The sequence below is a fragment of the Chryseobacterium sp. GQ58 genome, assembly GCF_059758895.1.
This window is the reverse complement of sequence record NZ_JCAXEH010000003.1, coordinates 246081-268339: the sequence shown is the minus strand read 5'-3', so window position 1 is coordinate 268339 and position 22259 is coordinate 246081. Positions and strand designations below refer to the sequence as shown.

Sequence of the window (22259 nt, the reverse complement as noted above, 5' to 3'; positions counted from 1 at the left end):
AAAATATGGTACATAGAACATAAAAAAATGCTAATAAAAACCAATATTATGAAAACCTTAATTATTATTGCAGCAGTATTTATCTTTAATATAAAGGCAAATGCGCAATCTAAACAACAATTAATTGGTGCAGATTTAATTGTATTCAATGCTAAAATTACAACTGGAAGCCTTACCAAAGCTGAAGCTTCTGCTTTAGCTGTAAAAAGAGGAAGAATTTATGCTGTTGGTTCTGATTCTGAAATATTAGAATTGAAGGACAACAGTACGAAGGTTATCAATGCAGATGGCCGCCGCCTTATACCCGGTATCAATGATGCGCATACACATCTATTAAATGAACGCAACTATAACTATAACGTTAGGTGGGAAGGCGTACCAACATTGTCGCGTGCTTTAGAAATGTTGCGAGAGCAGACAAAACGAACCCCGGAAGGACAATGGGTGAAAGTAATTGGTGGCTGGTCTCCATATCAGTTCAAAGAAAACAGATTACCAACGATTGAAGAAATAAAAAAGGCAGTTCCCAATAGACCTGTGATTGTACAGTATGCTTACAACCGTGCCTATTTAAATGAATTGGCTATGAAAGCTTTTGGAGTGGGAACGGATCGCTTTCCGGCCTCCCCGGATATTATATTCGAAAAAGACAAAAAAGGAAATTACACAGGTGTTGTCCATGCGTATACATTCACATTTGCATCACTTGAATTAATGGTACCACAACCCTCAGAGCAGGAGCAGCTTAGTTCAATTATTAATGCTGTAAATGACATGAACCGTTTCGGTGTAACTACAGCTGTTGACGCAGCAAGTATTTATGGTTATCCACACGGACATGCACCGATACAGCAACTTGCAAAAGAAAATCGTCTTAATCTTAGGATGCCGTTCATAGATCTTCAGTTTGGTGACACTCAAAGTCCCAGTTTGGTAGATGCAGAAATAAACATGGTAACCAGAAAATCTCCTATAAGTGCAGGGGAGAATATGCATCCGACTATGGCACATGGTCATGAATATGAAGGTACAGGAGAAATACTGAGATTAGAAATACATGATCATGAAAATTTTGACAGACCTGCAGTGATTATTGACAAAGAGGTAATGAGCCGTTATATCCAGGAGGATATTACAAAGCTTGTAAATAAAGGAATCCCTTTTCGATTGCATATTAGTTATAATGAAAATATTACATCTTTTCTGGATGTTTTGGAAGCTATAAACGAAAAAACTCCCTTGGACGGCTTGCGCTGGAGTATTGAGCATGCGGAAACTATTTCTCCGGAAAATATTGCCAGAGTAAAAAAACTGGGAGGCGGTATAGCTCTGGATATGAAAATGGCAATGCATGGTGACGGGTTCATAAAAACACATGGGCTTGAAAAAGCTCTACAAACTCCAAGATTGAGACAGCTAGTTGACAGTGGGATTCCACTAGCGATTACAACGGATGCTTTTAGGGCTTCATCTTATAATCCATGGATTGGTATCAGTTGGATGATCACAGGAAAATCGGTGTCGGGATCCGAAATACTCGCAAAAAATAACCGACTGACAAGAAAAGAAGCATTAAAATTAGTTACAGTTGGACCAACTTGGTTTGAAAATCAAGAGGGCGAAATGGGCAAAATCATTCCAGGAAATTTAGCCGATTTTGCATTGCTTAATAAAGATTATTTTACCATAGCAGATGAAGAAATAAAAACCATCTCATCTGTATTAACTGTAGTTGACGGTAGGGTGGTCTTTGGTGCAGAAAACTATAGCGCTCTGTCGCCGAAATTGCCGGAAACTCTTCCGGCATGGTCGCCTGTAAAATATTTTGGAGGCTACTATAATACTAAAGATTAGAACTACGGAAGTTGCATAGTCGATAGCGTATGCCCAAATGCCGGTGTTGGAAAAGACTGTTGCAGCCACTCAAAGTATTGATGATGGGATTCTATCAGAATATTGCAGATCGAATAGCTTGAAACGGTAATTGGTAACGTACGCTTTGGCGAAGAGGAGAGCGGGCTGAGCCACGTATTGTACAAGTGCAATTTCAAAATATTGAGAGCAATGACATTGAGACTTTTAAAGACATTCGTATTCAAGAGGTGGTTCAACCTTCGGAATATGCATTTGGTTCATTGATACACCCATATCATCCATAGTCCCAAAGATTTTGAAAAGGCATTGATATTTAAAATTATTAAACTAAAAAGAGAGTTAGTTATGGAAGAACACGAATATCCAAACGGAGAAATTACCATTCTTTGGAAACCAAAATTATGTATTCATGCAGCAGTTTGCGTAAAGACATTATCGAAAGTATATAATCCGAAGGATCGTCCTTGGATAAAGACTGAGAATGCAACTACACAAGAGCTTATTGATCAGATTGCAAAATGCCCGTCAGGAGCATTGAGTATAAAGAAATAATAAAAAAAATCAATCATGGAAAGTACAAAAGTAGTTTTTAGAGACGCCGGTGTTTATGGTGAAGTTCAATTATTTTCAGATGAAAATAAAGCCGGTAAGATGGATATCTCCGTTTCAGATGGAAAGCTGAGGGTATACCACACAGAGGTAAATGCTGAGCACGAAGGAAAAGGTTTTGCGAAAATACTGTTAAATCAATTGGTAAGTTATGCTATAGAAAATCATCTCAAAATTATACCACTTTGTCCTTACGTTTTAGCGCAATTTAAGCGTCACCCGGAACAATATGAAGAGGTATGGAAACAAAAGAGAGATAACTGATAATTAAAAAAGATCAGATGAAGTATATCTTAGAAAACCCTGTAAAAGGAAGAATAGGTATTCAGAAATACAAAACATCCATCCACTGGAGAAATGGAGTGCTGATTGCCGATGAGCCAGAAAAACTGGGAGGGAAGGACATTGGGCCAGACCCTCATACACTATTACTATCTTCTTTGGTAACCTGTACCTTGGCAACACTTCGAATGTATATTGATCATAAAGGTCTGACAATACCTGAAATAGAGGTGGAAGCCAATATATTTCACAGAATAGAAAATGAGGAAACAACAACGCAGATTGAACGGAAGATATTTTTTAGCGCTCAAGTTGATTCTGAATTGCAAAAACGATTGTTAAGAATTGCTGAGCAGTGTCCGATTTCAAAAATTTTTAAAGGAAATATCAAAATTTCCACAGAAATAATAGAATGATTACAGCTTTTATCCTGTAACTGCTGATAATAAATATCATAACAACCACTTCAAAAAATTGATATAAGTATGGCTCATTTACCCGAGTTAATGATGTGGTTTGGCTGGTAGGAGATATGCACCGGATAGAATATTTTTTGAAAGAACATACAGCTGATTTCTTAGAAGTATAGCCGTTGCTCATCAAACAAATAAAAGCCTTATGATTTTACTCCTTAACATTAAAAACAGTACATATGCTTGATATCATTATAGATTCGAGACCCGCAGAAATCTCCCAGGGTTTTACGGTGAAGCGCATTCTTCCTTACAGGCTTCATAGAATGATCGGACCATTCATATTTATGGATCATGGCGGTCCGGTGAATATACCCGTTGCATCTGCTAATAACCTGGATGTTTTGCCACATCCCCATATTGGTTTATCTACAGTCAGTTACCTGTTTAGCGGTAAGGTTACCCATAGGGATAGTCTTGGGGTGGAGCAGGTCATAAAGCCGGGAGAGGTTAACTGGATGACAGCCGGAAAAGGTATTTCACACAGTGAACGGTTCGAAGATCCGGCTATGCTGACCGGAGGCGAACTGGAAATGATACAGACATGGGTAGCGCTTCCTGAAAAGGATGAAGAAAGCGACCCGTCGTTTGATAATTATAAACCCGAACAACTGCCAGTTTTTACGGATACAGGTATTTGGATGCGTTTGATTGCTGGAGAAGCTTACGGATTAAAAAGCAATGTAAAGACACATTCTCCATTATTCTATGTACATGTTACCTTAGAGCCAGGTATTCATTTTGGTCTTCCTGTAGGACATAGTGAAAGAGGGGTTTATATTGTTAAGGGTAGTGTTGAGGTAAATGGATTTGTTTACAAACCAGGACAGCTCATGGTGTTTACAAAGGGAGTAGATCCGTTAATCATAGCAAAAGAACCGTGTACATTAATGATGCTGGGTGGGGAACACCTTGGTGACCGCTACATCTGGTGGAATTTTGTGTCCAGCAGAAAAGAAAGAATTGAGCAGGCCAAAGAAGATTGGAAACAAGGACGTATCATTTTACCGCCATCGGATAATGAAGAATATGTGCCTTTACCAGACGATAAAAGCAAACCGGCAGGCGGACCTCCTCCCAATGCTCTTTCGTAATTTTATTAAGAACCGAAAGGATAATATTTAAAGTTAGAACATATGGAAATAGGAATTGATAGTTTTGCATCTGCGATGTACGGCAGTAAAACTTTAAGTGGTGTTGATGCAATGGAGCAGTTATTGGATAGAATCGTAAAAGCTGATGAATCAGGACTTGCTATCTATGGTATCGGTGAACATCACAAGAAAGAGTTTCTGGATTCGGCACCTGCAGTGATTCTTGCAGCTGCCGCAGCAAGGACAAAAAATATTCGTTTAACAAGTGCAGTTACTGTTCTCAGTACCTCTGATCCTGTACGTGTTTACCAAAGTTTTGCCACTTTGGATCTTATATCCAAAGGCCGGGCTGAAGTTGTTGTTGGGCGAGGCTCTGCAATAGAGGCTTATCCGCTTTTTGGATTTGATTTAAAAAATTATGATGCATTGTTTAAGGAAAAGTTGGAACTCCTTTTACAAATACGCGAGCAGGAATTTATAACGTGGTCAGGAAAATTTAGACCGGTGTTGAACAATCAACCTGTTTACCCAAGAGCTGTTCAGGAAAAAATACCAGTTTGGTTGGGTGTCGGTGGAACTCCGGAATCTTTTATCAGAGCCGGAAGTTTAGGACTGCCTTTAATGGTGGCAGTTATTGGCGGCGAAACAGCAAATTTTCGTCCTCTGATCGATTTATACCGGGAATCAGGAGAACTCGCTGGATTTCGACCCGAACAGCTAAAAGTGGGTTTACATTCACCAGGTTATGTTGCTGCCAGCAATGAAAAAGCTGTTTCAGATTACTATCCGGGATATGCTGAGTTATGGACTAAAGCGGGTAAAGAAAGAGGGTGGCCTCCTGTAACCAGAGAGAAGTTTAATGCTTCAATTGCGCCTAAAGGTGTGCTGGTAGTAGGTGATCCTGAACAGGTAGCAGAAAAATTATTAAGACACAGTGAGGCACTAGGAGGCATTAACCGTTTCACTTTTCAGATGGATAATGCAGGGCTCACGCATGAGCAGTTGCTACGTTCTATAGAATTAATTGGTGAGAAGGTTATTCCATTGGTAAACCAAGGGTTGCGCTAGTTTTTTTATTATTGAGTTTCTATCACAGTAAGACAAATAAATTAGAGAATACAGTTATAATGCATTTCAATCACTGATTGTCCTAATCAGGCATGCACAATTATACTTAATCAGGCTAGGATAAGGTAGATATAGTTCCGGCGAACATCAAAAATATGAGTCCATACTTCTTGAAGTAAAATCAATTGGTCACTGTAAAGTATTTCGGAAGTTAACAAAAGAATTAATCTTTAATATAAGCATATGAAGTCAAAGATTGCTTTGCTTTCAGTATTTTTAACACAGCAGTTTTATCATGCACAGAATTTTAAACTCATGCGGTATGATGAAGATTATCATCTTTTAAAAGACAGCACAAAAACATTTTACAACAGGATAAAATACATGCCTCTTTCACCAGAAGGTAATATTTATCTTTCGATAGGAGGTGAGGTCAGAGGAGAGCTGGACTATGCAGTCAATGAAGATTGGGGAAAAATGAATACCGGTACCGATATTTTTGTACTTCAACGATATCATCTTCACGCTGATTTGCATGTGGGCAACCGGATTCGTATTTTTGGGCAGCTACGTAGCGGTTTAGAATACGGACGTAAGAATGGTCCCCGTAGAATTGATGAAGACCAACTGAATATCCAAAATCTTTTTGTGGATATTATACCTTATAAAAGTTATGATAAAAGCATTACGTTGCGCATGGGTCGGCAGGAAATTGAATATGGCAGTGGTCGTCTGATTGATGTACGTGAAGGTCCCAATCTGCGCATATATTTTGACGGGATTAAAGTCGCTCTTGCATCCCCTAAACTCAAGATTGATGCATTTGTAATGGCGGATGCAATTATAAATACTGGGACTTTCGATAATACATCAACAAAAAAAGCCAACCTCTGGGGAGTTTACAGTACTTATTATTCTTCGAAAATGAATAATTATGATTTTTATTACCTCGGAATTAACCGTGCTGGCGGAATTTTTGATGAAGGCGTGAAGGAAGAATCCAGACACACTTTCGGAGCCAGAGCCTGGAGGAACGGTGATGGGTTTGTTTACAATTTCGAAGTAGCTTATCAATTTGGAAAATTCGGTACGGGAAACATCAATGCTTTTGGTATTTCCTCTGAAATTTGCTATCGATTTAGCAATGTGAAGGGAAATCCAGCAGTGAAGCTGAAGAATGATTATATTTCAGGAGATAAAATAAAAGGTGATGCTAAATTGGGAACTTCTAATGCTATATATCCGAATGGTGGATATTTCGGAATAAATCCTCAGGCAGGTCCGGCGAATTTGATTTCTATTCATCCTAATCTGACGTGGAATCTTACCAGAAATATAACAATAACCGGGGCAGTCGTGTTTAACTGGCGCAGCACCCTGCAGGATGGGGTGTATGATCCAAATGGCTCGTTAAGATTGTCATCATCTGATTCAAGAAAAAGATATATCGGTACGGCTTATACCACTAGTTTTTCATGGAAAATAGATGATTTTTTGACTTATAGTACCGGTATACAATATTTTCAAACAGGTAGCTTTGTTAACGATGTAATACCAAATCATCTTGATGGATTCTTTGTAGGATCGGTATTAGGTTGCAAGTTTTAAGTGGTTTATATCCTTCCTGTAAAAATGTCACTTTCCTAAATACCGGTAATTCAGCTATAGCTTTTATAGTTTACTCAAGATTTTACGGTCTATATAAAATGTTCCGAACGGTATAAAGCAAGCCGCAATAATTTTCCAGGTTGTCGTTTTAAATTTCCAATTCTGTTCAACACCAAGGCTTAAAGTATTGAAAAGAAATAATAAAAATATTGAGCCATGAATTGGGCCTAATGTTTTGCTAAAACTGGGATCGTGGAAATAATATTTCATAGGAACAGCAAAGAAGATGAGTATTAATAATGAAATACCTTCAAGAAATCCAATAATTCGTAATCTTCCGATTTTAGTTTTAAATAAATTGATCATATTATCTTAAATAAGGTCTGATTGCTAGTGGTGAAAATGGCCAGGGAATGGCAATGAAAATAATAAATAGAGAGATGGTAAACCAAACCAACATGGTTTTGAATTTTTCTTTGTCCGTTTGTTTTCTTTTTGCTAATGCTGAGCCTATCGTAACAAGTATTATTGCTGTTAGCATCAAAATAATATGTATTAACCCAAAGAAAACCATTTCAATGTTTTGAACTGCATCTGTAAAGTTTGACCAAAAATATTTGATAACAGGACTTTGAGTATAAACAATAATTCCAATGACCAATTGGATATGGGCAATGGTTGCGGTCCAGTGCCTGATAAGATTATCTGTTTTGCTAAAACTAAGATTTGATGCATATCCTTTGTACGCTCTGTATACAGCAAACATTATACTTGCCAGTACAAGCCAGCGGATGAGCGAATGGTAAAATAGTAGCGTTTGATACATTATAATTAATCTAATGCAAAGATAAATAAAAAACATACTGATTAGTATGTTTTTTATTAAAAAAATTATTTCAATGAGTTTAAATAATTTTTAAGTTCTTTTAAATAAGATAGATAAACTTTTTTACTGTTTTCTAATTTGCCAAAATTCCTTATCCCCCAGTATCCGGACAGTACAAACATCGTTACTTGTTCAGTTTTCACTTCTTTACGTACAAATCCGCTATCCTTTCCTTTTTCAATGGTTGTGGTCATTACTTTTGTCCATTGTTGGGTCAATTCATTTAGAGCATTGTTAAAGTCGGTATTCCATGGGGTCATTTCTTGCGTAAGATTTGAGGCAGGACAACCATATTCAACTTTCAGAAATTCATTTTCCATTAATAGATTATACATTAAGTTGTAAATGGCATCCAAAGGATCTTGTTCTCTGTGTAAAGGTTGTATAAAGCTGTTTGTAAGCGTAGGCTTGAGAATTTCATTGATTATGGCGAGGCCCATTTCGTCTTTTGTTTTAAAATGATAGTAAAACGCACCTTTAGTTACTTGTGTAGTCGCAATAATTTCATCAATGCTTGTTGCCTGATAACCACTAACATAAATAAGTTCAAATGCTTTTTGTAGAATTGTCAGCCGTGTTGCTTCTGCTTTTTTCATAACAAACCACTTAGTATTTGCAAAGAAACGAAAAAAAGAAGAACTTATAGAAGGCTACAGATATGCATACAGCAACGTTTCTTTGAACTTCATTTTTAAAATTAGTAAAGTTTGTAGAATTTGCTAAGATCTGTACTTATAGGTCTAATATTTGTATTTACAATAGTGGTACAACCACTTAAATCTATTAATATGAAAAAGACAGACAACCAAAATCAGACTGCAGGCAAAGTTGCAGCAAAATCTTCTGCAGCCGAAGGACTTAAAGAATTGTTCATCGATGAGCTTAAGGACATTATTTATGCAGAAAGAGCATTGGTAAAAGCTTTACCGAAAATGGCGAACAACTCAAGTGAACCAAAACTTATTGCTGCTATTGAACAGCATATAACAGTAACGAAAAATCAGGTCGAGAGACTGGAGGAGATTTTTGATATACTGGGAGAATCCGATCGAGGAAAAAAATGTGATGCCATGGAAGGTTTGATTAAAGAAGGTGAAAGTATTATGGAGGAGACAGAACCGGGCCCTGTGCGCGATGCCGGAATTATCTCCGCTTCACAAAAAATCGAACATTACGAGATAGCGTCGTACGGGACTTTAGCTGCCTTTGCCAAAACATTAGGTGAAAATGAAATAGCCTCGCTTCTGGAAGCTACGCTTGCAGAAGAGAAAGAGGCCGATGCACTGTTGACAGATTCTGCATACAATTCCATCAACTTTGAAGCTGCGAATGCTGATCAGGAATAAATTAACCATTATCAGGCTGCATTATGCAGCCTGATTCTTTTAAAGTCGATGATATGCGGTAAACAATGTTTAAATATGTACCAAGAATGATATGTGTTGTAGCAATGAGTTCAAGCGTACATAATCATATGAAATGACAAATGTTCTATTGTCTGATTGCGATTGGCTGCTTAATCTGATCACTGCCATAAGCTTGCAACGTGTTTTATTAATTTAGTATTCGTTAGAACTGCAGCTATAATGATGTATAATTATTTGCAATACCTAGAGAGAGATATTTATGATTATTAATGAAAAGTTACTTATAGAATTCGGAGCTCAACTAATAACATTACAAAAAGATGAGTATCTTTTTGTAAGTAATCATTATCCAGAAAACTATTTTCAAGTTAAAAATGGCAGTTTTAAGATCATTGGTGATCATGGGCCTACTGAATTTATTTATGATCTTCCAGGCAAAGGAGACCCTGTAGGCGAAATATTTTTATTTTCTGAAAGTCTTTACAGCACCAGTGCAATAGCTTTGAGCCATAGTACAGTTTATGTTTTAGGCAAAGCTAAATTCCACCGGCTTGCAGAGGTTTATCCCGAAATAATTACTCATTTATATGAAAACTCTTGTAAATATATTCATTACATGATGCTGTTAATGATTAAAATAGCATACGGCGAATCACAAACAAGGATCATTGCTGTGTTAGATCACTTAAAAAATAAAAATAAACAGTTTAAGCCCTTTCAATACAAAATTCCGTATACTAGAAAGCAGCTGGCTTACTTGACCGGCCTACGGATAGAAACAGTGATTCGAACAATTAAAACGATGGAGCATGATAAAGTAGTTAAGATCAAGAATGGTAAGGTATTTTATTAGAAAAAGTATATCCAAGAATGTTGTCATCCTATCAATATTTTAAGTGCAAGAGAAGAACGATGCAGGTTGTGATGAACAGTTGTCAAATACAATCGTGAAATGAAATCGATTAAAGAAAGTATGAGTTCGATGACAAGTAAAAATATCAAAGAGTAATCAACAATACTTCATGTTCGCTTTTATACCCTGCATTTCCCAACAAATGATAGTTTGTGATCGTTTTGTAAATAGGATCTGAATCATGGGATAGAATTAATAAAATATTTTACTTTTTTCCAATTTCAGTATTTTTTCACTTTCCATTTTCTTGATTGTTCTTATTACGGTTTCGATTCTCAAACCTGTAATTGATGCCATTTGTTTTCTAGTTAAATAAACTTCAAATGAATATTGAGTTTGATTTTTGCTATAACTTTTAAAATAATTGAGAACACCTAAAAGACGAACCTCTGGACGGAGCGAGAGGTTATTTTGCATCATAATGAATTTTTGATAGAGTCTTTGAGATAAAAATTTGTTAATATCTGATGAAACATCCGGATGTTCATAGAGCAAATTAAAGAAATTTTCTTTTGATAACTTGATAATTTTGCAAGGTGCTAAAGTTTCTGCATTTACAGGATATTTTTCATTGATAAAAAGCAATAATTCACAGACACTTTGGCCGGGAAAAAGTACACTTTGTATAATTTCTTTACCATCTTCGTCAAAATGGTTTAATTTGATTCTGCCATCTATTATCTGATAATAATACTGTGGAGTATCACCCTCTTGAAATATAGTTTCGAGAGAACCAATATCTGATGTTTCTGCTCCATAGGAGATTAGTAATTCGTCGTGGATGAGCATAATTATTATATAGTTACTAAAAATATTTTGATCATATCTGATATTTCCACATTTGAGACTAAAATTTAGGAAGCATCATATTTATTCTATAATTTTAATCGCAATTACCCAACTCAAAATGGATCTTATCATTAATAGTAAATATATTGAATATTATTGAATTACAAAATGTTTCATTAGCTTTTACTTTCTGGCTTATTTTAATTGATAAGTAAATTTTAATTCAATACAATTGTTACCAAAAAAGCCTATCAATCTATAACAATCAGTGATGGTGACATTTTGATTTAATCGTTCTTTCGCATAGTTTCGGTAGACACTATTATTGAAGGTAGATTACTGATGCGCGGTGATCTTAATATAAAATTTTACGATTTTTAATACGAAGCATGCCTTCACATTCCATTTTCTTAATCGTCCTAATAGTGGTCTCTACACACAGGCCCGTAAGTGAAGCTAATTGTTGCCTCGTTACAGGAATTTCAAATGAGAAAGGTGTCTGATTTTCCTGCTCCTTCTTCATTATTTGCATAATCTCTTGTAACCTATCAGATGCTTTGGAGCTTGATATCTTTTGTATCAGAGTGTATTTGTTGTATAAACGAGTAGCCAAGGATTTACAAATCTCAATGTACAGGTGGGTATTCTGGCCAAGCATCTTCATAAAAGTGTTGCGACAAACCTTTAGTAAGGAACATTTCGTTAGAGCTACAGCATTAACAGGATGTAACTTATCTAAAAAAAGCATTGATGATCCTACTGAATCCGGGGAATAAAGAATATTTTGAATAAACTCTTTACCGTCAACATTATAATTGTTGAGCTTAACGACACCTGTTAGTAACTGATAATAAAATACGGGAGCAGCTCTTTCTTGGAAAATGTAATCTCCTGGATTATAATGTTCTTCTGTAGCTCCGATAGAGTACAGAAGACTTTCTTTTATAGTCATAATATAATTTTTATTGTTGATAAACGAACGTCATCATCCATATTGCAAATGAGCAGTAATTATGTTTGCTGTTCGTAATTTAAGTTGTTTTGCAATAACAGCAATTGGCTGAATTGCAGAATAGCACATGAAGAAAGCGTGTATTGCCTCTTTGCTTGTATTTAGAGACGACTCCGTAGAATAAAACTGACGATTATTGTGTAGTAGAAATCATGTTAACCAGCCAGCAATAAACAAAGCTACGCTAAACTATCTAATAATCAGTATGATTTGAATCATATTTCTTGTATTTTATATATAATAGATCTTCAAACTTCTGTAACAAATGACTGCTTTATGTCAAATATTAAGAAATCATGTTCTTAATTCAATGGTGTGACCATTAGCTGAAATTGTTTGCTTATAATGTATTAAATTAGCCTTAAAATTTCGATAATTACACTAATCGTGTTTATGTGATTGTAATCATAATAATTAATGGCCAGTTTAATTAAATTGTACACAATTAAATCACAAAACAATGCAATATTTATTATGTTTCAGCCATTTATCGTGGAATTTTGTTTATCAACGGCCACAACACCTGTTGACAAGGTTTTCTAAGCGATATCAGGTATTTTATTTCGAGGAGCCAAAAATAGGTGATTCCGATATGTATATTGTTAATTTCCAAGATGGTATTTATATTGTTGAACTGTTGGTTGCGCAGTATGATGAGAGCTGCAATGACAGAATCAATAGTCTACTTATCCGGCTCTTGAAAGAATATGATATAGAAGATTATATCAGCTGGTACTATACTCCAATGGCACTCCAGTTTACGGCCGACCTCAACCCTAAGAAGATAGTGTATGACTCGATGGATGAGCTCTCTGCTTTTAGGTTTGCTCCGCCAAAACTTTTAGAATTGGAAGATAAACTATTCAGTAAAGCGGATATTGTTTTTACCGGTGGCAACTCACTTTTCGAAGCAAAGAAAAATCGGCATCCCAATATTCATGCAATGCCGAGCAGTATTGACAAATCTCATTTTGAAAAAGCCAGAAGCTTGCAGCAAGACCCCGAAGATCAGTCATCAATCGCTTTTCCAAGATTTGGTTTTTTTGGAGTCGTGGATGAAAGATTTGATATTGAACTTTTACGTAAAGCTTCTGCAAACCGTCCGGACTGGCAGTTCGTGATCATAGGTCCGGTCGTGAAAATCAATCCAGATGATTTACCAAAGGCGCCCAATATTCATTATTTAGGTTCAAAAGCCTACTCTGAATTGCCACAGTACATCTCTCATTGGGATATCGCGCTGATTTTATTTGCTTTAAATGAGTCAACAGAGTTTATCAGTCCTACCAAGACGCCAGAGTATCTGGCAGCGGGGAAGCCGGTGATCTCAACTGCGATCAGAGATGTTGTGCAACCTTACGGGAATTTCGGGCTAGTACAAATTATCACAGATGTGGACTCCTTTCTTTCAGCAGCAGAAAAAATTCTAAGTGATACCGAGAAAGATCACTGGCTGCGGGCTGTTGATCATTTCCTGGCAGATGACTCTTGGGATCATACTTTTGATAAAATGAATAATTTAATCAATAGCATACAAGCTGATAACGTAAAAGAGATTAACCATGTATGATTTTTTAATTGTTGGCTGTGGTTTTGCTGGAGCAGTTTTAGCTGAGCGTCTTGCTCAAGAAGGAAAAAAAATATTAATTGTTGATAAAAGAGACCATATCGCTGGGAATGCATATGATTTTTACAATGAGGAGGGTATACTTATTCATAAGTACGGCCCGCATATCTTTCATACGAATTCAGAAGACGTCTTTAATTATTTAAGTGGTTTTACGGAGTGGAGACCTTACGAGCATCGTGTGCTGGGAAGCGTCGATGGATTACTTGTACCTATTCCGATTAACTTAACTACGATTAACGAGCTTTACGGAAAGAGCTTGACTTCTGATGAAGTCAGCGACTTTTTAGCATCTAGAGCAGAAAAAAGATCTTCTGTGCTTACTTCTGAAGATGTTGTTATGAATGCGGTAGGAAAAGAACTGTACGAAAAATTTTTCAAAGGGTATACAAAAAAACAATGGGATCTTGATCCTTCAGAACTTGATGCCTCTGTAACTGCTCGTGTTCCCACAAGAATCAATAAAGATGACCGGTATTTTACCGATATTTTTCAGGCAATGCCTAAATTCGGCTACACCGAAATGTTTAGAAAAATGTTGTCGCATAAAAATATCAATATTATGCTGCAAACGGATTATAAAGACATTGTAGACATTATTCCTTTTAATATATTGATTTATACAGGGCCAATTGATTCTTATTTTGATTACTGTTATGGAAAATTACCCTACCGTTCCATCGATTTTAAGTTTGAAACCTTCCATCAGGAAAAGTACCAAATTACCGGAACGGTTAATTACCCAACCTCTAATCTTTATACAAGAATTACCGAATTTAAATATTTGACAGGACAGCAAAACGCCAAAACTACCATTGTTTATGAATATCCAAGCGCTGAGGGAGATCCCTATTATCCTATACCGAGAAAACAGAATCAGGATATCTACAATAAATATAAAAGACTTGCTGAGGATGATCCTAGAGTGTTTTTCACAGGCAGGCTGGGAACATACAAATATTATAATATGGATCAGGTTGTTGCGCAATCACTCGCACTTTTCCGCAAATTAAAAAGCCAGGCTGCAAATGTTTAATAATGAATATCTAATTTACAATTCAAATCCCTTAAAAAGTTTTTTGATGGGTGGATTCGAATGTGCTGACCATGTCAACGCATTCGGAAACAGAGTGAATCTCTATAAAGAAAGCGGACACGACCGTTATCTTGATGAAGATTACGAAAAGTTAAGTGATATGGGAATTAAAACTATTCGCGAAGGAATACAGTGGAGTACAGTTGAACGCCGGCCTTACACCTACGACTGGACGGAAGTCGAACGCATGATCAAAAGCTCTCAGGAAAAAAACATACAGGTTGTCTGGGACATTTGTCATTTCGGGTTTCCTGATGACCTCACCCCTTTGCATCCAATGTTTGCCAGAAGGTTTAGTTATCTGTGCCGTGAATTTGTCCGTACCTACAGGAGCTTGGTCCCCGGAGGAGCATTAATCGTGACTCCTATTAATGAAGTAAGTTTCTTGTCATGGCTTGGCGGTGATGTAAGAGGAACGTCCCCATATTGCACTAATAACGGCTGGGAGGTGAAATATGCTCTTGTGAAAGCCTATATTGAGGGTATAGAGGGGATGAAAGAAATTGATCCTAGTATAAGAATCATGGTTACTGAACCTCTTGTCAGCATCGTTACCAATGACGAGAGTAATATTATATCTCATTTAGCCGCTGAAAAAAAGCATTATGAACAATTCCAGGTCCATGATATGCTTTCCGGAGCCATTTGCCCGGAGCTTAGGGGCAGACCTGCATATCTGGATCTAATCGGTGTTAACTATTATTATAATAATCAATGGATTAACGAGACCCATGAATTTTTACCTTGGGCAGATGATCCTTACCACCCCTTGTTTCGGCCCTTACATTCTCTCATTGAAACTGTCTTTATAAGGTATGGACGACCCATAGTAATTTCAGAAACAAGCCATCCCGGAAGAGACCGGGCGAAATGGATACGTTCAATAACCAATGAATGTGTTGCTCTTTTAAATGCCGGGATTCCACTTTTCGGATGTTGTTTTTATCCGGTTGTTGACCGTCCGGATTGGGATGATTTGAGTAACTGGCATCACAGTGGGCTGTGGGACATATTTGACACCATTTCTCTGGAACGGGAATGTGATGACGATAGTATAAACGCTGTATTGGAATTCAAGAAACAAATTGCAATGATCGATCTCGAATAGATAGCGTACAATATGATTTGACTCATCTTTTAAAATGCTGTTATAGAGTTAACTTTGGAATAAACATTTATTCAAAGTAATGATTACAAACGTTCACACCGGCTCTTTTGGTCTTGCGAATTTAAAAAGGTCCACAGCGGACTGTCGGAATGAAAAAAGTTGTGTGTTTACCTACATTATTCAGCTATTTTTAAAGTATATTTATATCGACGTACTACACATTGTACAGCTCCCCTCATAATAGCGGTACTGGCCAGGGGATTTAAACTGGCGCAGCTTTGATAAATGATGGATAATCGTGCAGTTACAATTCATTAATATGTCGATATAGTACCTATTTTAAAGTAACAATATTAATCACTAACAAAATTTATTATGAAAAAAGAAAATTTAGGAGCAGACAGCAAGATTGATCAGCTTCGAAATGCAACAACAGATAATTCAGGGGAATTTCTGACTACCAACCAAGGATTGAAAATCAACAATAATCAGGATTCTTTAAAAGCTGGTGAACGTGGACCGTCGCTTCTTGAAGATTTTATTCTGAGGGAAAAAATTACACACTTTGACCATGAGAGAATTCCTGAAAGAGTTGTGCATGCCAGAGGAACGGGGGCACATGGTGTTTTCAAATTAAACACAAGTCTCTCAGCTTACACTAAGGCAAAATTTTTAAATAATGTAGAGCAGGAAACTCCTGTATTTGTAAGATTTTCAACAGTAGCAGGAAGCAGAGGCAGCACCGACCTACCGAGGGATGTTAGAGGCTTCGCTGTTAAATTTTACACCGAAGAAGGGAATTATGATTTGGTTGCCAATAATATTCCTGTATTTTTCATTCAAGATGCAATTAAGTTTCCGGATCTTGTGCACGCAGTGAAACCTGAACCGGATAATGAAATTCCGCAAGCTTCATCAGCTCACAATACTTTTTGGGATTTTATTTCATTAATGCCAGAAAGTACACATATGATTATGTGGCTGATGAGTGATCGTGCCATTCCGCGAAGTTACAGAATGATGGAAGGCTTTGGTGTGCACTCATTTAAATTTATCAATGAGGAAGGCGAGGTCCATTTTGTTAAATTCCATTTTAAACCGAGGCTTGGGGTACATTCTGTTGCATGGCCTGAAGCTCAGAAAATTTCTGGTAACGATCCTGATTTTCACCGACGCGATCTTTGGGAAGCTATCGAAAACGGCGCATTCCCGGAATGGGACTTTGGTGTACAAATTATTCCTGAAGCTCATGAGCACGATTTTGATTTTGACCTTTTAGATCCGACAAAAATCGTCCCTGAAGAACTAGTCCCCGTTCAACTCGTTGGAACTCTAACTTTAAACAAAAATCCTGATAATTTTTTTGCTGAAACAGAGCAGGTTGCGTTCCATCCGGGTCATATAGTTCCCGGAATCGACTTCAGTAATGACCCACTTTTACAGGGTAGGCTTTTCTCCTATACGGATACGCAGCTTACCAGATTAGGATCTCCTAATTTTCACGAAATTCCGATCAACAGATCCATTAATACTGTGCATAATAATCAACGTGACGGTCATATGCGTCAACAAATTGCTAAAGGCAAGGTTAGTTATGAGCCGAATACGATGGGTGGTGGGTGTCCGTTCCAAGCCATGATGAAAGATGGTGGTTTTGCATCTCAGGAAGAAAGGATAGAAGGCCATAAAGTACGGGCAAGAAGCCAAAGTTTTGTCGATCATTATTCTCAAGCCAAACTATTTTACAACAGTCAATCAACCTATGAAAAAACTCATTTACAAAATGCATTGGTTTTTGAACTTTCCAAAGTCAGTATTCCGTCGATCAGAGAAAGAATGGTGGGACAACTCACATTTGTAGATAAGGATTTAGCAAAAGATGTAGCGGCTAGGTTAGGAGTTGAGATAAAAGTTCTCGAACAGCCTAATCAGAGTATCCCCGCTGATACCGACCCCAAAATCCTTCAAAGTGTAGAAATTGAGCCCAAAATAACATTCTCCGCGGCATTGAGTATGGCGAATACAGTGAAGGATACCATTGAGAGCCGCATTATCGGATTTATGATGACAACAGGTTTTGATGCGGTTGCAACTGACCGATTAATTGAAAAACTAGAGGGTCAGGGTGCTGTAGTTCAATATATTGCAGATTCCGTTGCTCCCGTAAAATCTTCAGACGGACAGGTTTTTATGCCTGATCATGCATTGTCAACTACATCAAGTGTATGCTTTGATGCTTTGTACATTTGCGGTGGTACCCAATCTGCAGAAGGTTTTATAAAGCCCGGAAATAAAAATATGACTGTTGATTTTATCAACGAAGCATATCGTCATTGTAAAGCAATTTATTTTGGACAAGATACAGAGAAGCTTAAGATCCTCACTGATATAGCAATAATGAAACATAAGGATCCGGCAATAATATCTGCTGGGGATTCTGATCCTGATGAATTATTTATTCAAGCGATAGCCAATCATAGAATATGGGAATTTGAAAACGAAAGAAATGGAATGACCAAATAATATTTCAGCATATCAAGCCTTACGTGGGATAATGTTACAAAAGAATCCTAAATCTTCATAAACAGGCGACCCTGCAGAAATAGTCATAGACTTTTGAAACTAATAATTGATTCGAAGACTAAATACTATGTTATCAGTTAGCCTCTCATCGAGAGGCTAACTTTTATTAATACTTAAGCAAATTTTTAGCTTATTCGTTGAACAGCAGACTATTTTGTCACTGCAATGTTCCAAGTCCTTAATTAAATGGAATACTGAGAACTCATTTAAGCAACGCAGAAATGAAGTTCCTAGAAATGAATTTACACATAGAAGCTCTTATAGTTTACAAAAAAAATGATGCGAGGAATCGCATCATATAGCCAAACCACAAAAACTCTACTTTTTGTGAAGCTCAAATATAATTAATTTTACTTAATCTTTATTATTAGTAAGTACTTATTCTAAAAGAAACCTCACTTATAAAAAGTGAGATTCCTTAACACACCATATAAAATATCGATTCAAAATTAATAATTTTTTTTGAAATAGACTCTCTATTCATTAACACTTCTGATTGTTAATTAACGAAGAATTATATAAATACGCAGCCGCTTCACAAAGTTTCAAAAACAAGAATATATTTTCAAAGAAGGCGATCAACCAAAAAACTATTACCAGGTCATCGAAGGCAAAGTAAAGTTACCTCTGAACAGCGAAGAAGGAAAAGAATTTATTCAAATGATAACAAATGGGCAGAGAATCTGCGAGTACTTTTTATTGGTTGCAACTATCGCGGTAGCCCTGTTGAACTGGAAAAAAGCACGATTTTGAAGTTATCAAAGCTTAATTTTGAAAAACTATTGGACGAACATTCTAGAATTCTCACGATATTTTATGTTTTACTGAGATTATATGTAAAAAAAAGGTCGTAAATTTTTATTGGAATGGGCCTGTTCCGATACACAGCGCAATGATTACGAATAAGAACAGTTTGCCAACAAATGAAGAAAATGAAGAAAATGAAGAAAATGAAGAAGAACAGGAGGTTGTAAAGCAATTATTCTCTTTCACTTTTGGACAAATGTTGGCGTAAATATGTTGCTGTAATTGAAACATTATCTTTCAATAAATCAGTAACGGTTCCCGTAAATACAACATTTCCACCATACTTACCAGCTCCAGGTCCAATATCTATAACCCAATCTGCTTGAGCAATTACATCAAGGTTATGCTCTACAACAATGAGAGTATTATTATTGTCAACCAAATTATTTATAAAATCTAATAGCTTTTCAGTATCACTTGGATGTAAGCCTGTGCTTGGCTCATCCAGGACAATTATTTTATTGGATTTCTTCAATTCCTTAGTCAATTTTAGGCGTTGTCTTTCCCCACCAGAAAAACTATCTAACCTTTGCCCCAAAGTAAGATACCCCAAGCCTAATTTAAGCAAAATATCAAAGGATTTTTGATACAATTTATCGGGGAAAAAATCAGCTGCTTCTTTTACGCTCATATCCATTATTCCAACAATATTTTTATTATTATAATGGTATTGTAAGACCTGTGACTTAAAGCCAGAGCCTCCGCAAACTTCGCACGATTGCTCAATATCATCCATAAATGCCAAATCAATTTTTTCCACACCAGTACCCTTACAGCGTTCGCAGGCTCCCTCACTATTTCTACTAAAAAGTTTGTCGGATACATTACTTGCTTTTGAATACAGTTTTCTTATATCATCAGATAATCCCAGATAAGTCAACAGATTTGAGCGTATGCTTGTTGCAAATAGCGATTGGTTGATTATGGTGGTTTCAGGGTAAAATTTAAGAAGGACTTTGCTGATCAGTGTGCTTTTGCCTGAACCTGCAACTCCTGTAACAACAGTCAGCACGTTTTGAGGAATTTCTACATTGATATTTTTAAGATTATACAGATTAGCATTCCTTATTTCTAAATATCCTTTTGCAGATCTTGGATTGTTATTGATTTCAGGAGCTTTTGCAAAGTAAAGACCGGTTTTACCTTTTGAATTTTTCAATCCCTCTAATGTGCCTTCATAGGTAATCTCTCCACCTTTTTTTCCAGATTGAGGCCCCATGTCAATGACCCAGTCAGCTATTTTAATTAAATCAGGGTCGTGTTCAACAATTAAGACTGTATTCCCTTTATCACGTATCTTTTTTATAATTGAAGAAATATTTTGCAAATCCTTTGGATGAAGTCCTATGCTCGGCTCGTCAAAAATATAGAGTAAATCCGTAAGGTTGTTACCAAGGTTTCTTACCATTTTTACTCTTTGACTTTCCCCGCCTGATAGAGTGTCTGTTCTTCTGTCCAATGTCAAATACTGTAAGCCTATATCGACGACATTTTGAAGTTTCTTTTTCAGTTCTGCAAGAACTATATCAAAAGTCTGGGATTGCAAAAAACCAATAAATTCTAAAAGCTCATCTACCGATAGAGATCTACAGTCTGCAATATTTTTGCCATTTATTTTACAGGATAAAATTTTATCATTCAGCCTTTGCCCGTTGCATACAGAACAAGCTTTGGTAATAGCAATATTTTTTAAAGCTTCTTTTCGCATACTGTTTTCCTTTGACTGTTTCTTTAGGAAAGCTTTTTCAATTCGGGGGATTATACCCTCATATTTTACCGTTTTCCCCCATTCTTTATTCGGGTTCTTCGGTTTGTGTTCTGCAACATTCAAAAGCATATCCCATTCTTCCGTAGTATAATCTTTGAGCTTTTTATCACTGTCAAAATAACCTGATAATGTGTATCTTGTTAAACGCCAGCCACCAGGTTGAAAAGTTGGAAACACTATCGCACCCTCGTTCAGAGACTTTTGCTTATCTATAAGCGCATCTATATCAACGGTCTGCACAAAACCAAGTCCTTCACATTCTTTACACATGCCTAAAGGGTTATTAAATGAAAAAACATTGGAATATCCTACAAATAGCTTTCCCATTCGGGAAAAGAGTAGTCTCAAGGAAGCATCTATATCGGTGGCTGTTCCAACTGTTGACCTTGCATTTCCACCTAATCTTTTTTGATTGATAATAATAGGGACATTCAAGTTATCTATTTTATCCACGTCCGCTACGCCTATATGTTGCAGGCGGTTTCGGATAAAACTCCCCTGCGTTTCGTTGAATTGTCTTTGTGCTTCAGCTCCAATTGTTTCAAAAACTAAAGACGATTTACCCGAACCTGAAACGCCTGTAAAAACAGTAATCCTATTTTTAGGCACCTGTACAGAAATATTTTTCAGGTTATTTTGTCGTGCATTTGTGATGGTAATATGTTTCATATTTGTTAACTTTGATAACAATTAACAAAGTTAATTATTTATAGCATATGAATAAAAGCGAAAGGGAATTTTATGAAGTATTTACAGATTTGCAATGCTTCATTTTAGCGAATATGGACCGGGGCGATATAAATGGAGTATCAGCCACCCATTATAATATTATCGAATACATTTACCGAAATGACAAATGCACAGGAAAGCAAATTGCTACAGCGTTTAATATAAGTTCCGCTGCCATTTCCAAACAGCTTAAATTTTTGATTGAAAATCATTTAATTGAACAGCAACAGTCATCACTTGATCGTAGAATTTTCAATTTGAGTGTAATGGATAACGGTAAATCTATTATTGATAACTCTGAAAATTTTAGGGAAAAAGTGGCTAAAAAAGTTTCTAAAACCTTGACCAGTGATGATTTAAAAAATCTAACGGAATTACTTTATAAAGTGGTGACAGAGGTAATAAAATAGAACGAGTATCAATGATTTTGAGATTTAAGTAGACTACTCGAGCCCAATGGTACTCTAATGTTTGCCGTAACATTATATATAAATAGTATACTTTAAATAATGCCTGTTCAGAGGTATAGAACTTATTTAAATCTGATCTCATAGAAGAGGATACA

At 36.4% G+C, this 22259-nt stretch carries 22 protein-coding genes; 16 read left to right on the top strand and 6 right to left on the bottom strand.

Going from position 1 to position 22259, the window contains the following annotated elements; translation table 11 throughout:
• Positions 1-27: 27 nt before the first annotated feature.
• The 7 genes from AC6CHK_RS09190 (at position 28) to AC6CHK_RS09160 (ending at position 7009) form a co-directional block, all read left to right on the top strand.
• Positions 28-1854, top strand: coding sequence for an amidohydrolase (locus tag AC6CHK_RS09190; protein WP_498095371.1), 1827 nt, complete (start codon positions 28-30; stop codon positions 1852-1854).
• Between the two features lie 366 nt (positions 1855-2220).
• Positions 2221-2427, top strand: a complete 207-nt coding sequence (locus AC6CHK_RS09185; protein WP_498095369.1) for a (4Fe-4S)-binding protein — start codon at positions 2221-2223, stop codon at positions 2425-2427.
• Between the two features lie 15 nt (positions 2428-2442).
• Entirely contained in the window at positions 2443-2748 is a 306-nt protein-coding gene (locus AC6CHK_RS09180) for a GNAT family N-acetyltransferase (RefSeq protein WP_498095367.1), read from the top strand.
• Between the two features lie 17 nt (positions 2749-2765).
• Positions 2766-3182, top strand: coding sequence for an OsmC family protein (locus tag AC6CHK_RS09175; protein WP_498095365.1), 417 nt, complete (start codon positions 2766-2768; stop codon positions 3180-3182).
• A gap of 236 nt (positions 3183-3418) precedes the next feature.
• Complete coding sequence (locus tag AC6CHK_RS09170; RefSeq protein WP_498095363.1) at positions 3419-4333, top strand: pirin family protein; 915 nt, start codon at positions 3419-3421, stop codon at positions 4331-4333.
• A gap of 42 nt (positions 4334-4375) precedes the next feature.
• Positions 4376-5401, top strand: a complete 1026-nt coding sequence (locus tag AC6CHK_RS09165) for an Atu2307/SP_0267 family LLM class monooxygenase (RefSeq protein ID WP_498095361.1) — start codon at positions 4376-4378, stop codon at positions 5399-5401.
• Between the two features lie 243 nt (positions 5402-5644).
• Positions 5645-7009 carry an alginate export family protein gene (locus AC6CHK_RS09160; RefSeq protein WP_498095359.1) on the top strand — a complete coding sequence of 455 codons (1365 nt, stop codon included), beginning with the start codon at positions 5645-5647 and terminating at the stop codon, positions 7007-7009.
• Between the two features lie 63 nt (positions 7010-7072).
• Here AC6CHK_RS09160 and AC6CHK_RS09155 read toward each other — a convergent pair whose 3' ends face one another.
• The 3 genes from AC6CHK_RS09155 to AC6CHK_RS09145 all read right to left on the bottom strand — a co-directional run bounded on the left by AC6CHK_RS09155 (position 7073) and on the right by AC6CHK_RS09145 (position 8491).
• Positions 7073-7375 (bottom strand): DUF3817 domain-containing protein, encoded by a 303-nt coding sequence (locus AC6CHK_RS09155; protein ID WP_498095357.1) that lies wholly within the window; start codon positions 7373-7375, stop codon positions 7073-7075.
• A 1-nt stretch (position 7376) separates the two neighbouring features.
• A complete protein-coding gene (locus tag AC6CHK_RS09150) occupies positions 7377-7835 on the bottom strand; it encodes a hypothetical protein (protein ID WP_498095355.1) in 459 nt (152 codons plus the stop codon).
• A gap of 65 nt (positions 7836-7900) precedes the next feature.
• A complete protein-coding gene (locus AC6CHK_RS09145) occupies positions 7901-8491 on the bottom strand; it encodes a TetR family transcriptional regulator (RefSeq protein WP_498095353.1) in 591 nt (196 codons plus the stop codon).
• A gap of 192 nt (positions 8492-8683) precedes the next feature.
• Between AC6CHK_RS09145 and AC6CHK_RS09140 the strand changes: the two genes are divergently transcribed.
• Both AC6CHK_RS09140 and AC6CHK_RS09135 read left to right on the top strand, forming a co-directional pair.
• Positions 8684-9241 carry a YciE/YciF ferroxidase family protein gene (locus tag AC6CHK_RS09140; RefSeq protein WP_498095351.1) on the top strand — a complete coding sequence of 186 codons (558 nt, stop codon included), beginning with the start codon at positions 8684-8686 and terminating at the stop codon, positions 9239-9241.
• A 280-nt stretch (positions 9242-9521) separates the two neighbouring features.
• Complete coding sequence (locus tag AC6CHK_RS09135; RefSeq protein ID WP_498095349.1) at positions 9522-10115, top strand: Crp/Fnr family transcriptional regulator; 594 nt, start codon at positions 9522-9524, stop codon at positions 10113-10115.
• A gap of 252 nt (positions 10116-10367) precedes the next feature.
• On the opposite strand, the gene AC6CHK_RS09130 is transcribed toward AC6CHK_RS09135, so the two are convergent.
• Positions 10368-10964, bottom strand: coding sequence for a Crp/Fnr family transcriptional regulator (locus AC6CHK_RS09130; RefSeq protein WP_498095347.1), 597 nt, complete (start codon positions 10962-10964; stop codon positions 10368-10370).
• A gap of 355 nt (positions 10965-11319) precedes the next feature.
• Complete coding sequence (locus AC6CHK_RS09125; protein ID WP_498095345.1) at positions 11320-11916, bottom strand: Crp/Fnr family transcriptional regulator; 597 nt, start codon at positions 11914-11916, stop codon at positions 11320-11322.
• A gap of 520 nt (positions 11917-12436) precedes the next feature.
• Here AC6CHK_RS09125 and AC6CHK_RS09120 point away from each other — a divergent pair.
• The 6 genes from AC6CHK_RS09120 to AC6CHK_RS09095 all read left to right on the top strand — a co-directional run bounded on the left by AC6CHK_RS09120 (position 12437) and on the right by AC6CHK_RS09095 (position 19405).
• Positions 12437-13546, top strand: coding sequence for a glycosyltransferase (locus AC6CHK_RS09120; protein ID WP_498095343.1), 1110 nt, complete (start codon positions 12437-12439; stop codon positions 13544-13546).
• A complete protein-coding gene (glf, locus tag AC6CHK_RS09115) occupies positions 13539-14639 on the top strand; it encodes a UDP-galactopyranose mutase (RefSeq protein WP_498095341.1) in 1101 nt (366 codons plus the stop codon). Before AC6CHK_RS09120 ends, glf begins: the two co-directional genes overlap by 8 nt.
• Positions 14640-14685: 46 nt before the next feature.
• The gene (locus AC6CHK_RS09110; RefSeq protein WP_498095339.1) at positions 14686-15807 is read left to right on the top strand and encodes an alpha-crystallin domain-containing protein; all 1122 of its coding nucleotides are present in this window, start codon (positions 14686-14688) and stop codon (positions 15805-15807) included.
• 375 nt (positions 15808-16182) lie between these two features.
• Positions 16183-18330: a catalase gene (locus AC6CHK_RS09105; protein ID WP_498095337.1), complete on the top strand. Its 2148-nt coding sequence runs from the start codon at positions 16183-16185 to the stop codon at positions 18328-18330.
• A gap of 582 nt (positions 18331-18912) precedes the next feature.
• Positions 18913-19143 (top strand): cyclic nucleotide-binding domain-containing protein, encoded by a 231-nt coding sequence (locus AC6CHK_RS09100; protein WP_498096214.1) that lies wholly within the window; start codon positions 18913-18915, stop codon positions 19141-19143.
• 139 nt (positions 19144-19282) lie between these two features.
• On the top strand, positions 19283-19405 hold the full coding sequence (locus AC6CHK_RS09095; RefSeq protein WP_498095335.1) for a hypothetical protein: 123 nt from the start codon (positions 19283-19285) through the stop codon (positions 19403-19405).
• On the opposite strand, the gene AC6CHK_RS09090 is transcribed toward AC6CHK_RS09095, so the two are convergent.
• Positions 19370-21634 (bottom strand): ATP-binding cassette domain-containing protein, encoded by a 2265-nt coding sequence (locus AC6CHK_RS09090; RefSeq protein ID WP_498095334.1) that lies wholly within the window; start codon positions 21632-21634, stop codon positions 19370-19372. The genes AC6CHK_RS09095 and AC6CHK_RS09090 overlap by 36 nt on opposite strands.
• Before the next feature lie 47 nt (positions 21635-21681).
• On the opposite strand from AC6CHK_RS09090, the gene AC6CHK_RS09085 reads away from it, so the two are divergent.
• The gene (locus AC6CHK_RS09085) at positions 21682-22104 is read left to right on the top strand and encodes a MarR family winged helix-turn-helix transcriptional regulator (RefSeq protein ID WP_498095333.1); all 423 of its coding nucleotides are present in this window, start codon (positions 21682-21684) and stop codon (positions 22102-22104) included.
• Positions 22105-22259 lie beyond the last annotated feature (155 nt).